The sequence below is a fragment of the Lacinutrix sp. Hel_I_90 genome (assembly GCF_000934685.1).
Classification (GTDB): domain Bacteria; phylum Bacteroidota; class Bacteroidia; order Flavobacteriales; family Flavobacteriaceae; genus Lacinutrix.
On the sequence record NZ_JYNQ01000001.1, the window covers coordinates 2,919,304 to 2,932,936 of the forward strand.

Here is a 13,633-nt window from a genome sequence, read left to right on the forward strand (position 1 = left end):
TACATCAAAAATGGCAAATTACTTTAACACATTACCATTAAGAAATCAATTAGAACAATTAGGAAAATGTCGTTTTATGGACGCTTCAGAATTTGAAGAGGGCGTAAAGGCATTAAAAGATAAAAAAATCGTTATTGTAGGTTGTGGTGCACAAGGTTTAAACCAAGGATTAAACATGAGAGATTCTGGATTAAATATTTCTTATGCGCTACGCCAAAAAGCAATAGAGGAGAAAAGAGCGTCTTATATAAATGCAACAGATAATGATTTTAATGTTGGGACTTACGAAGACTTAATTCCAGCAGCAGATTTGGTTTTAAATTTAACGCCAGATAAACAACATACAGATGTTGTTAAAACAGTCATGCCTTTAATGAAAAAAGGCGCAACCTTGTCTTACTCACACGGCTTTAATATTGTTGAAGAAGGGGCGCAAATACGTAAAGACATTACCGTAATTATGGTAGCGCCTAAATGTCCTGGTACTGAAGTGCGCGAAGAATACAAACGTGGTTTTGGAGTGCCTACATTAATTGCGGTACATCCTGAAAATGATCCGGAAAATAAAGGTTGGACACAAGCTAAGGCTTATGCAGTAGCCACTGGCGGCCATAAGGCAGGTGTTTTAGAATCGTCTTTTATTGCGGAGGTGAAAAGTGATTTAATGGGAGAGCAAACCATTTTGTGTGGTTTATTGCAGACTGGAGCGATTTTGTCTTTCGATAAAATGGTGGCAGAGGGTATTGAATCAGGTTATGCCGCAAAACTAATTCAGTTTGGTTGGGAAACAATAACCGAAGCGTTAAAGCATGGGGGAATCACGAATATGATGGATCGATTATCTAATCCGGCAAAAATAAAAGCATTTGAATTGTCTGAAGCATTAAAAGGTATCATGAGACCCTTGTTTGAAAAGCATATGGACGATATTATTTCTGGTCATTTCTCAAAAACAATGATGGAAGATTGGGCTAATGATGATGAAAACTTATTAAAATGGAGAGCGGCAACTGGCGAAACTGCTTTTGAAAAAACACCTTTAACAACCAAACACATTTCGGAACAAGAATATTTTGATCATGGGGTATTGTTAGTTGCTTTTGTTAAATCTGGAGTAGAATTAGCGTTCGAAACCATGGTAAGTGCTGGAATTATAGAAGATTCTGCCTATTATGAATCTCTTCACGAATTACCCTTAATAGCAAATACCATTGCCAGAAAGAAATTGTTTGAAATGAACAGAGTTATTTCTGACACCGCAGAATACGGTTGTTATTTATTCGATCATGCCTGTAAACCCTTATTAAACAATTTTATGAAAACGGTGAAAACAGATGTTATTGGTAAGCCCTTTTCAAGTTCAAATGCTGTGGACAATATAGCGTTAATTGCAGTGAATGATGCGATTAGAAATCACCCCATTGAAGCCGTAGGAAAACGCTTAAGAGCTGCAATGACAGCAATGAAAATTATAAGATCAGAAGCGGTAAAGACTGAAGATTCAGTGCTCGCATAACTATTAAGTGAGCGTCACGTCACGTCGAGTGATTCCGCGCAAGAGGATTGTATCTAGAAGTCAATAAAAAACAACACTATAAAAAGTCAGGATGAGATTCCTGCCGACACAGGAATTCATGGAAGTTCAAACCACATATTTCCCAACACAAGAAGCCATTGAAGCTGCCGCCAAAAAATTAAAAGGGGTCGCTTCAATTACTCCTTTGACTAAAAACCTTCAGTATTCGAAAGCCTTTGATTGTAATGTGTTCTTTAAACGCGAAGATTTACAAGTGGTACGTTCTTACAAAATTCGCGGCGCATACAATAAAATGGCCTCACTAACAGCAACCGAAATAGAAAACGGAATTGTATGCTCAAGTGCTGGAAATCACGCGCAAGGGGTGGCGCTATCTTGTAAATTATTAAAAATACAAGGCACTATTTATATGCCTGCGCCAACACCTAATCAAAAGATAGAGCAGGTGAAAATGTTTGGAGAAGACTATATAAATATCATTTTAGAAGGAGATACTTACGATGACTCGTATCACGTGGCTATGATAGAATGCGAACGATTAAACAAAACGTTTATTCATCCTTTTAATGACAAAAAAGTGATTGAAGGGCAGGCAACCGTTGGCTTAGAAATATTAAATCAAACCAATTTACCAATTGATTACCTATTTGTTGCTGTTGGTGGCGGAGGTCTATCCTCTGGGTTGTCTACTATTTTCAAAAATAGATCACCCCATACCAAGGTTATTGGTGTTGAGCCAGAAGGTGCGCCTTCGATGACCACTTCAATTCGCAATAATAAAAACACCGAATTAAAATACATTGAGAAATTTGTAGACGGTGCGGCAGTGCAGCGTGTTGGCGATTTAAATTTCGCGATTTGTAAAGAGTATTTAGCCGATATGATTACGGTACCTGAAGGTAAAGTGTGTCAGACTATTTTAGATTTATATAATAAAGATGCTATTGTTGTGGAGCCTGCAGGCGCTTTAAGTATTGCGGCATTAGATTTTTATGCTGAAGAAATAAAAGGTAAAAACGTGGTGTGTATTGTTAGTGGAAGTAATAATGACATTACCAGAACGGCCGAAATAAAAGAACGCGCATTGCTTTATGCGAATTTAAAACACTATTTTATTATAAAATTTCCACAACGTGCTGGCGCTTTACGTGAATTTGTAGTTGATATTTTAGGACCAACAGATGATATTACGCACTTTGAATATACCAAAAAAGTCAATCGCGAAAATGATGTTGCAGTTGTTGGTTTAGAATTAAAATCGCCGGCACATTTAGAACCATTAATTACTAAAATGAAGCTTAATAATTTTTATGGCGATTACCTGAATGATAAGCCTGAGTTGTTTCAGTTTTTAATCTAATCTGCTTAATAGCAAGAGAACCATTCCAAAGGTTTTTATTCACAGATAAAGCCAGTGTTATAATGTGTTATTCTGAATTTCAGCACTTTACACTATTAATTTGATAAAAATAATTAAATAAGTCTAATTTATAAACCGCTGTATCAAATTAATTTTTACTTTTAACCTATGTTAAGTCAAAACAATAAAAAGAGAATAGAAAGACCCATAAGTTTGCCAGCGCGCAGACGACGTCGCTAATGCTTATAACTTCAAGCCATTTAGTTAACTTCTATTTTTATATTTAACATTGAATCTTTCACAACACATAGTATACTTCCAGAATTTAGTTATTAGATATAATAACAAAAGTTACTTGCGTCCACTTTTCCGTCGCCGCCCGTAGGGTGTACTTCTATTTATAGAACTTAGGTGCGTCCGGTTCTGCTTTTCAAAACTATAAATTATCACATTCTTTAATTCAAAATCAATTACAATGGAAATTGTTATTGCTAATAAATCGCATAGTATTTACGCAGCTATTATTTGTGAAACTATTGCAGAAGCTGCCCAGGTTAGGGGTACTGGTATTGCAAAGCGCAAACCAGAATATATCATTACTAAAATGGAAAATGGCAATGCTGTTATCGCTTTAGAAGGAGATGCATTTGCCGGTTTTTGTTACATAGAAGCCTGGAGTCATGGTAAATTCGTTGCCAATTCTGGTTTAATTGTTCATCCAGATTATAGAAATCTAGGACTGGCAAAACAGATAAAAGCAAAAGTTTTTGAGCATTCTCGAGCTAAATTTCCCGAGGCCAAGATATTCAGTATTACAACAGGTTTAGCCGTCATGAAAATGAATAGTGAATTGGGGTATAAGCCAGTCACCTTTTCAGAATTGACAACAGATCAAACCTTTTGGAATGGTTGTCAAACCTGTAAAAACTATGATGTATTACAGCGTACCGAGCAAAAAATGTGCCTGTGCACAGGAATGCTTTACGACCCAAATAAAATCGAAAAATCTAAAACACATAATCATGATTACGATAAGAAAGTGTGGACAAGATTAAGAAATATAAAACAATCTATGTTTTTAAAAAAAGAAAAAAAATGAGCAAGACATTAGTTTTAGCATATAGTGGCGGGTTAGATACCTCATATTGTGCAGTTAGTTTATCAAAAGCAGGGTACGAAGTACATGCTCTAAGCGTCAATACCGGCGGGTTTAGTTCGGAGGAACTAAAAAGCATAGCATCTAACGCTTATAAAATGGGTGTAACAACTTATAAAAACAGAGATGCTGTTGCTTCATATTATAACAAAGTGATAAAGTATTTGATTTTTGGTAATGTGCTTAAAAATAACAGTTATCCTTTATCTGTGAGCGCAGAGCGCATTATTCAAGCCATTGAAATTATTGAATATGCAAAAAGTATCCAAGCAGATTGTATTGCACATGGAAGCACAGGTGCAGGAAATGACCAGGTTCGTTTTGATATGATTTTTCAAACCTTGGCTCCAGACATTGAAATCATCACACCTATTAGAGATAACAAATTATCAAGACAGGAAGAAATCGATTATTTAAAAGCAAATAATATCGATATGTCCTGGGATAAAGCAAAATACTCTTTCAATAAAGGCCTTTGGGGAACCAGTGTTGGTGGAGAAGAGACCTTGACTTCAGAAAAACCACTACCAGAAGCCGCATATCCTTCGCAATTAACAAAGAATAAGCAAGAGAAAGTAAAACTAAGGTTTAAGAAAGGAGAATTTGTTGCTTTTAATGGTATAGAACAGACTCCAGAAAAAAATATCGAATTATTAAATGCGATTGCCTCTGCTTATGCTATTGGTAGAGATATTCACGTAGGAGACACTATTGTAGGAATTAAAGGGCGTGTTGGTTTTGAAGCTGCTGCAGCTTTAATAACGATAAAAGCACATCATTTATTAGAAAAACACACGCTTACCAAATGGCAATTACAACACAAAGAATATTTGTCTAGTTTTTATGGCATGCATTTGCACGAAGGTCAATATTTAGATCCCGTGATGCGAAATATTGAGGCTTTTTTACAAAGTAGTCAGGAGCAGGTTTCTGGAACAGTTATAGTCACATTAAAACCGTATCATTTTTCTTTAGATGGCATTGTATCAGACCACGATTTAATGAATGCAAAATTTGGAAGTTATGGAGAAATGAACAAAGGCTGGACCGCAGATGAAGCTAAAGGATTCATTAAAATTGTAGGCAATCAGAATATGATTTATCACCAAGTAAATTCAGAATTATGAAACTAGAAGTTGGTATTATTGGAGGCGCAGGCTATACTGCTGGTGAATTAATTAGGCTGTTGTTGAATCATAAAAAAACCACTATCAATTTTGTGTTTAGTACCTCTAATGCTGGAAATAAAATAAGTAAAGTACATCAGGATTTGTTGGGCGCTACAGATTTAGAATTTACCGGTAAAATCAATCCTGAAATAGAGGTGTTGTTTCTGTGTTTAGGGCATGGGAATTCTACGGCCTTTTTAGAGCAATATACGTTTGAAGCAAAAACAAAAATCATTGATTTGAGTCATGATTTTAGACTAGATAAAACGAAAGTATTTAACAGAAAAACCTTTGTTTACGGATTACCAGAATTACAAAAAGAAGCGATTTCAAAAGCCAAATACATTGCTAATCCCGGTTGTTTTGCAACCGCCATTCAGTTAGCGATTCTGCCCTTAGCAAATTCCGGGTTATTATCTAATGACCTCCATGTTAATGCAGTAACTGGAGCTACGGGTGCAGGAACAGCATTGTCTGAAACCACTCATTTTGCATGGCGCGATAATAATTTTTCTTCTTACAAAGTGTTTAACCATCAACATTTAGATGAGATCTATCAATCTGTAAAAGCATTGCAAAATGATTTCTCTTCTGAGATCAATTTCATTCCCAATCGAGGTGATTTTTCAAGAGGTATTTTCGCATCCGTTTATACAAAATTTGACGGTAGTCTAGAAGAAGCAAAAACAGTCTATAAAAACTATTATAAAGCGGCCGCTTTTACGTTTGTTTCAGATGACGTTATTCATTTAAAGCAAGTGGTAAACACGAATAAATGCATTCTTTATTTACAGAAGCACAATAACAAATTAATCATCACAAGTATTATCGATAATTTATTAAAAGGCGCTTCAGGTCAAGCGGTTCAAAACATGAACTTAATGTTTGGATTTGAAGAAACCGAAGGGTTACAGCTTAAAGCAAATTATTTTTAACTAATACTCAGGCCTGACAAGTCTAGAATAAAAAAGAACAAATGAAAATAGCTATTATAGGAACAGGGAACTTAGGTAAATCCATAGCGAAAGGATTAATTACCAACAATTCGATTACAACGTTGGTGCTAACCAAAAGAAATTTAGAATCCATTGCAGAATTTGAGGGTTATAAAAATGTAATATTAACTACAGATAACTTAGAGGCTGTTCAAAAATCAGATATTTTGATTTTCGCAGTGCAACCTGCCCATTTTGAATTGGTTTTAAAGGCTATTGCGCCTCATTTAAATGAAAACCATATTATTATTTCAACCATCACAGGATTTACAATTCCTAAAATTGAAGCGCTTGTAGGAGCCCATCGGTTTATCATTAGAGCCATGCCAAATACGGCGATTGCGGTTGGAAAATCCATGACCTGTTTGTGTAGTAATCTACAAGGCGCTAAACGAATAAAAGTAGCCGAAGCGATTTTTAATAGGCTCGGCCACACGTTGGCTATCCCAGAATCTCAAATGCAAGCAGCGACAGTGGTTTGTGCCAGCGGAATTGCCTTTTGGATGCGACTTATTCGTGCCACCACACAAGCCGCAATTCAATTGGGATTCGATGCTAAAGAAGCGCAGGAATTAGCCATGTATACTAGTGAAGGAGCTGCACATTTATTGATAGCAAATGGCAATCATCCAGAACAGGAAATAGATAGAGTAACAACGCCAAAAGGCTGTACTATTGAAGGTTTAAACGAAATGGAACATAAAGGACTCAGCTCTTCTTTAATTCAAGGCATGGTGGCGTCTTTCAATAAAATTAGTACCATTAAAAAGGAACAAATTTAACCGAGTTAAACGATTTTCTATATCCTGAAAGATCTGATTTTACATTTAAAACACCTACAAGGCTTTTGAGACCTTGCAGGATTAAAAATTAAAATATGAGTTTATTTAATGTTTATCCACTGTTTGATATCACACCCATAAGTGCAAAAGATGTTTATGTGTATGATGAAAACAATACTGAATACTTAGATTTATACGGCGGTCATGCCGTAATTTCTATCGGGCATTCACACCCAAAATATGTTACTGCTATTTCTAATCAAGTGTCTAAAATAGGCTTTTATAGTAATGCCATTCAAAATCCGTTACAGGTCGCATTAGCAGACAGGATAGAAGCCGTTTCCGGTTGTAAAGACTACCAGTTGTTTTTATGCAGTTCTGGGGCAGAAGCGAATGAAAATGCTTTGAAATTGGCATCTTTTCACAATGGAAAGCATAAAGTGCTCGCCTTTAAAAATGCATTTCACGGGAGAACTTCAGCAGCAGTAGCGGCTACTGATAACGCTAAAATTGTGGCGCCAATCAATGCTCAGCAAACGGTAGATTTTGTAGCCTTAGGAGATTTAATTTCAGTTGAAAGCATCTTAAAAGAAAACAAAACCTGTGCAGTGATTATTGAATGCATTCAAGGTGTTGGCGGATTAGACGAAAGCACAACCGATTTTTATCAAGGTTTAGAAAAACTTTGCAAACAGTACAAGACCATTTTAATTGCAGATGAGGTACAATCTGGCTTTGGTAGAACAGGCGATTTTTTTGCCTTTCAAAAACATAACTTGTCACCAGATATTATTTCCATAGCAAAAGGTATGGGTAATGGCTTCCCCGTTGGAGGGATTTTAATTCATCCTGCAATCGAAGCGTCTTTTGGTTTGCTAGGCACCACTTTTGGTGGAAATCATTTGGCTTGTATTGCCTCATTAGCTGTTTTAGAAGTTTTGGAGGAAGAGAATCTGATGCAAAATGCTAAAGAAATGTCTGCCTATTTTATTGAAAAAGCGAAAGGATTACCCAATTTAAAACGTGTTAAAGGACGTGGGTTGATGTTGGGATTGGAATTTGATTTTCCTATTGCTCAATTACGAAAAACACTCATTAATACGCATCACATATTTACCGGAAATGCTAAAAATCCTAATTTAATTAGAATTCTTCCGCCATTAACCATTAAAAAAAGCCACCTAGATGTGTTTTTTGAAGCATTAGAGAAAGAACTTGCCATTTTTACTAGTCTAGAAGGTTTTAAAACCTTGTAAGTTTTCAAATAAAGAACGCCGAATAAAATTTAATTTTCCATGAAAAAATACACTGAAATAAAAGACCTATCGAACGTTACAGAAACTATTAAAGAAGCCATTTTATTAAAAATGAATCCTTTTGAATACTCAGACTTAGGAAAAAATAAAACCTTAGTGATGCTATTCTTTAATGCCAGTTTACGTACACGGCTAAGTACAGAAAAAGCGGCGAAAAATTTAGGAATGGCGGTTATGGTACTAAACGTTAATGAGGCGTGGCAACTAGAGTTTGGAGATGGAACGATTATGAATGGGAATACCTCGGAACATATTAAAGAAGCAGCGCAGGTGATTTCGCAATATGCAGACATTATTGCTGTAAGAGCATTTCCAGGGTTGACGGATAAGCAAAAAGATGAATCTGAAGTAGTCTTAAATAGTTTCGTGAAATACGCAACAGTACCCATTGTAAATATGGAAAGTGCTACAGCGCATCCTTTACAGGCTTTGGCGGATGCTATTACGATTTCAGAATTAACAGAAAAAAAGAGGGCTAAAGTCGTGCTGTCCTGGGCGCCACACCCAAAAGCATTGCCGCAAGCCGTTGCCAACTCTTTTGTAGAAATGATGCAACATCTGGAAGTCGATTTGACGATTACGCATCCAAAAGGGTATGCGCTAAATCCTGAAATCACAAAAGAAGTAAGCATTAATTATAATCAGGAAGACGCTTTAAAAGGAGCTGATTTTGTTTATGTTAAAAATTGGAGTAGTTATAATAACTACGGAAAAATTTTAAGTCAGGATCCAAATTGGATGATGACTCAGGCCAAATTAGGTCAGGCGAAATTCATGCATTGCTTGCCAGTAAGACGAAATGTAGTCGTTGAAGATGCAGTCTTGGATAGTAAGAATTCTGTAGTAATTGAGCAAGCGAATAACCGAACGTTTGCAGCGCAGATGGTACTGAAACAAATTTTAGAGGGTTTATAAACGAGTATTGGAGCCTTAATAGGTTTTAAAAAGCTTTTAAGGCTATAAGAACAGAACAATGACAACACTAAAAGTTATAAAAATAGGCGGCAATATCATCGATGATGACAATGCTTTAAATCAATTTCTAAAGGGTTTTGCAAGCTTAAAAGCACCCAAAATTCTGGTTCATGGTGGTGGGAAACTGGCAACAAAACTGGCAGAACAAATGGGGGTTGAAGTGAATGTCATTGAAGGCAGACGCATTACAAATCAAGCAACTTTAGATATTATTACAATGGTATATGCTGGTAAAATCAATAAAAATATAGTCGCTAAATTACAAGCATATCATTGCAATGCTATGGGTTTTACTGGAGCAGATGGCAACACGATTGTTTCAGAAAAAAGAGCCGTTAACACCATTGATTATGGTTTTGCCGGAGATGTAAAAAAAGTGAATACAGCATTATTAGAAGTACTTCTTAAAACGAATACAACACCTGTTTTTTGTGCGATTACACATGACGGGAATGGGCAGCTATTAAATACGAATGCAGATACCATTGCTTCAGAATTAGCGATAGGTTTTGCGTCAAAATATAAAACAGAATTGTATTACTGTTTCGAGAAAAACGGGGTTTTATTGGATGTAAATAATGATGATTCTGTGATTGAAAATATAGATGTTAAAACCTATCAAAATTTAATAGATACTGATAGTATTTCAGAGGGCATGTTGCCAAAATTAAACAATTGTTTTCATGCTATTAAACACAAAGTCAACAAAGTTTGTATTGGTAAAACAGACATGCTTTTTAATACGCAAATAAAATACACAACCATTCAAAAATGATAGAAAGACTAACCACACAAGCGATTAATTTATTAAAACAGCTTATAGAAACGCCGTCTTTTTCTTCGGAAGAAGCTGAAACAGCTACGCTTATTGAACACTGGTTTCAGGAGCATGATATTCCGTGTCAAAGAACAGTTAATAATGTTTGGGCTACCAATAAATATTTTGAGGCATCAAAACCAACGCTGCTTCTAAACTCACATCACGACACCGTAAAACCAAATAATGGGTATACTAAAGCACCTTTTAAAGCGCTTATTGAAGACGGGAAACTTTATGGTTTAGGAAGCAACGACGCTGGTGGTTGCTTGGTGTCACTAATGGCTACATTTACACATTTCTATTCACGTAAAAATTTGAAGTTCAATTTAGTTATTGTGGCTTCAGCAGAAGAAGAGAGTAGTGGTGATTATGGATTGAATAGTATGTTGTCCCTCCTTCCAAAAATTGATGTGGCTATCGTTGGAGAGCCCACATTAATGCATTTAGCAATCGCTGAAAAAGGTTTAGTGGTTTTGGATGCTGAAGTAAAAGGCACGCCAAGTCATGCAGCACATCCCAATACGGACAATGCCATTTATAATACCATTACTGTTTTGCAATGGTTTAAAGACTATGTCTTTGAAAAAACATCTCAAACCTTAGGTGAGGTTAAACTCACTGTTACTCAAATTAATGCGGGTAAGCAACATAATGCAGTGCCTTCAGAAGTGAAACTAGTGATTGATGTGCGTGTGAATGATAGGTATACCAATCAAGAGATTGTAAATATTCTTCAAAAAGAAGCGCCTTGTCATAGTATAATACCAAGAAGTTTGAAACTGAACGCATCGTCTATTCCTATAGCGCATCCCTTAGTAGTTGCTGGAATGGAAATGGGGCGAAGTACTTACGGTTCACCAACCTTATCAGATCAGGCCTGTTTGAGTTGTCCGTCTTTAAAATTAGGACCAGGCGACAGCACGCGTTCACATTCGGCAGATGAATTTATTTATATCCATGAGATTGAAGAAGGTATAAAAATATATGTTGAATTGTTAGAAAAAGTATTGTAAACGTTTAGTCATTCCTGCGAAAGTAGGAATCCATAAAAACAAGTAAGATTTAAAAGAGATTCCCGCCTTCACGGGAAAAACAAAAAAAAGAAAAAGATGAAACTTTGGGACAAAGGTATTAGTATCGATAAAAAAATAGAACAATTTACTGTGGGTAACGATAGGGAAATCGATTTACATATTGCAAAATACGATGTGCAAGCCTCATTAGCGCATGCTAAAATGTTGCATAAAATAGGAATATTAACCAAAGAAGAAGTGTTGCAATTAGAAAAAGGCTTGGAGGTCTTGGGAAAGCAAATTATAGCGCGTACGTTTAAAATCGAGGCTCAATTTGAAGATGTACATTCAAAGATTGAATTCGAACTGACTAAAGCCTTGGGAGAAGTGGGTAAAAAAATTCATACTGCACGCTCGAGAAACGATCAGGTTTTAGTGGCGCTTCAATTATTTTACAAAGACAGTTTAAGGGAGATTCAGAACAAAACAAAGACGTTTTTTGAGACCCTTTTAGATTTAGCCGAAACGCATAAAGGGAGCTTGCTTCCTGGATACACACATTTACAAGTCGCGATGCCCTCGTCTTTTGGATTGTGGTTTTCCGCTTATGCCGAAGTATTAATTGACGATGTCTATTTACTAGACGCAGCATTAAAAACGGTAGATCAAAACCCCTTAGGTTCAGCTGCGGGGTATGGTAGCTCATTTCCTATTGATAGAGCATTCACTACTCAGGAATTGGGCTTTTCAACCTTAAAATATAATGTGGTGGCGGCGCAAATGAGTCGTGGAAAAAGCGAGCGAACGATTGCTTTAGCTTTAGGGAGTTTATGTAATACACTGGCGCGTTTTGCCATGGATATTTGTTTGTATAACAGTCAGAATTTTGGATTTATTTCTTTCCCAGATCAATTGACGACAGGCAGTAGTATCATGCCACATAAAAAGAATCCCGATGTTTTTGAATTGATTCGTGGCAAGGCAAATAAAATTCAAGCGCTTCACACAGAAATGGTTTTGATAACCAATAACCTGCCCAGTGGTTATCATAGAGATTATCAATTATTAAAAGAAAACATGATTGCTGCGATTGAAGATGTCAAAGACCTTTTAGAGATTTTTAATTACGCCATACAGCAAGTGGAAGTCAATGACATTGATTTACACGATGCCAAATATCAATATCTGTTTACTGTGGATAATATTAATACATTGGTAGCGCAAGGGATGTCTTTTAGAGAAGCGTATCAAAAAATTGGAAGCGAGGTCCAAAAAGGAACGTACACACCAGATACCTCAAAGCAACACACCCATGTTGGTAGTATTGGTAATTTGTGTTTGGAGGAGATAAGAGCCAAGTTTCCTCTTTAGTTTAATTGGAATTGACATTTTGTGATTTTCAGTGTTCATGTTAGGGGGTTTGTAACAAAACAGCAACGGCGTCGTCTTAATAACATAGAGTACAACCATTTTAAAAAACCAAGCTATTTATGAAAAACCAAGTTATCGTATTTCTCATATCAATATTAACCTTTTCAACTGGTCTAGCGCAAGATTCAAATCTTCTTATCAAGAAAAAACTAATATCCAATTTTTCAGAAACGCCTATTTATTCAAGATTAACAGAAAATATTGGAGGTGCAGTTCAGTGGAAAGAACAGCTTAAATATATAGATAGTATAGAAGTTTATAGCATCACTTATTTAAGTGATGGTCTCAAAGTAAATGGATTATTGGTGAAACCAAAGAAAGAAGGAAATTACCCATGTGTAATATATAATAGGGGAGGAAACCGGGATTTTGGTGCTCTTAAAATCGCTCATGGCATACTCACCTTGGGACAAATTGCGAAAGAAGGTTATGTTGTTATTGCCAGTCAGTACAGAGGTAATGGAGGCAGTGAAGGTCAAGAGGAGTTTGGTGGTAAAGATGTAAACGATGTTGTCATTTTAACAGAGGTGCTTAAGGAAATAGACGGTGCAGACACCAATAATATTGGAATGTATGGCTGGAGTCGAGGAGGGATGATGACCTATATAGCACTCACTAAAACCAATAAAATTAAAGCAGCTGTTGTTGGCGGCGGTCTTTCTGACTTGACAGTTATAGATCGCCCGAAAATGGAAAGCGGTGTATACGCAGAATTAATTCCCAATTACAAAGAAAATAAAATTGTTGAATTAGAAAAAAGATCTGCGATAAAATGGGTTGATCAATTCCCGAAAAACACCCCAATTTTAGTGCTTCATGGTAATGCTGATTGGAGAGTGAAGTCCACCAATTCTTTGAAATTGGCTTTTGAGTTTGAGAAATATAGAATTCCCTATCGGCTAACAATTTTTGACGGGGGAGATCATGGAATTACTGAATATAAAGAAGAGGTGAATGAAGATGTGATTAGCTGGTTTGATAGATTTTTGAAGGCAGATGCAGTTTTACCAAATATGGAATATCACGGAAAGTAAATAAAAACCGAAAGCATGTGAGTTTGAAATACTATTTATGTGTTA

The 13,633-nt window shown here is 36.1% G+C and carries 12 protein-coding genes; all 12 read left to right on the forward strand.

Translation table 11 applies throughout. The features are described 5' to 3' along the window. The first annotated feature begins 10 nt into the window (after positions 1-10). Positions 11-1,516: a ketol-acid reductoisomerase gene (gene ilvC / locus GQ46_RS12845; RefSeq protein ID WP_044402708.1), complete on the forward strand. Its 1,506-nt coding sequence runs from the start codon at positions 11-13 to the stop codon at positions 1,514-1,516. Between the two features lie 118 nt (positions 1,517-1,634). Continuing rightward, positions 1,635-2,897: a threonine ammonia-lyase IlvA gene (gene ilvA / locus GQ46_RS12850; protein WP_044402711.1), complete on the forward strand. Its 1,263-nt coding sequence runs from the start codon at positions 1,635-1,637 to the stop codon at positions 2,895-2,897. Positions 2,898-3,372: 475 nt separating this feature from the next. Beyond that, positions 3,373-3,996: a GNAT family N-acetyltransferase gene (locus tag GQ46_RS12855; RefSeq protein ID WP_044402714.1), complete on the forward strand. Its 624-nt coding sequence runs from the start codon at positions 3,373-3,375 to the stop codon at positions 3,994-3,996. After that, positions 3,993-5,180: an argininosuccinate synthase gene (locus GQ46_RS12860; protein ID WP_044402717.1), complete on the forward strand. Its 1,188-nt coding sequence runs from the start codon at positions 3,993-3,995 to the stop codon at positions 5,178-5,180. The genes GQ46_RS12855 and GQ46_RS12860 overlap by 4 nt, the downstream gene beginning before the upstream one ends. After that, the gene (gene argC / locus GQ46_RS12865) at positions 5,177-6,157 is read left to right on the forward strand and encodes an N-acetyl-gamma-glutamyl-phosphate reductase (protein WP_044402720.1); all 981 of its coding nucleotides are present in this window, start codon (positions 5,177-5,179) and stop codon (positions 6,155-6,157) included. The genes GQ46_RS12860 and argC overlap by 4 nt, the downstream gene beginning before the upstream one ends. Before the next feature lie 41 nt (positions 6,158-6,198). After that, entirely contained in the window at positions 6,199-6,999 is an 801-nt protein-coding gene (gene proC / locus GQ46_RS12870; RefSeq protein ID WP_044402723.1) for a pyrroline-5-carboxylate reductase, read from the forward strand. A 95-nt stretch (positions 7,000-7,094) separates the two neighbouring features. Beyond that, positions 7,095-8,255, forward strand: a complete 1,161-nt coding sequence (locus GQ46_RS12875; protein WP_044402726.1) for an aspartate aminotransferase family protein — start codon at positions 7,095-7,097, stop codon at positions 8,253-8,255. A gap of 39 nt (positions 8,256-8,294) precedes the next feature. Further along, a complete protein-coding gene (locus GQ46_RS12880) occupies positions 8,295-9,230 on the forward strand; it encodes an N-acetylornithine carbamoyltransferase (protein ID WP_044402729.1) in 936 nt (311 codons plus the stop codon). A gap of 58 nt (positions 9,231-9,288) precedes the next feature. After that, positions 9,289-10,065, forward strand: coding sequence for an acetylglutamate kinase (argB, locus tag GQ46_RS12885; RefSeq protein ID WP_044402732.1), 777 nt, complete (start codon positions 9,289-9,291; stop codon positions 10,063-10,065). Next, a complete protein-coding gene (locus tag GQ46_RS12890; protein ID WP_044402734.1) occupies positions 10,062-11,123 on the forward strand; it encodes a M20 family metallo-hydrolase in 1,062 nt (353 codons plus the stop codon). The genes argB and GQ46_RS12890 overlap by 4 nt, the downstream gene beginning before the upstream one ends. Positions 11,124-11,219: 96 nt before the next feature. Beyond that, on the forward strand, positions 11,220-12,494 hold the full coding sequence (gene argH, locus GQ46_RS12895; protein ID WP_044402736.1) for an argininosuccinate lyase: 1,275 nt from the start codon (positions 11,220-11,222) through the stop codon (positions 12,492-12,494). 119 nt (positions 12,495-12,613) lie between these two features. Next, positions 12,614-13,588 (forward strand): S9 family peptidase, encoded by a 975-nt coding sequence (locus GQ46_RS12900; RefSeq protein WP_044402739.1) that lies wholly within the window; start codon positions 12,614-12,616, stop codon positions 13,586-13,588. Positions 13,589-13,633 lie beyond the last annotated feature (45 nt).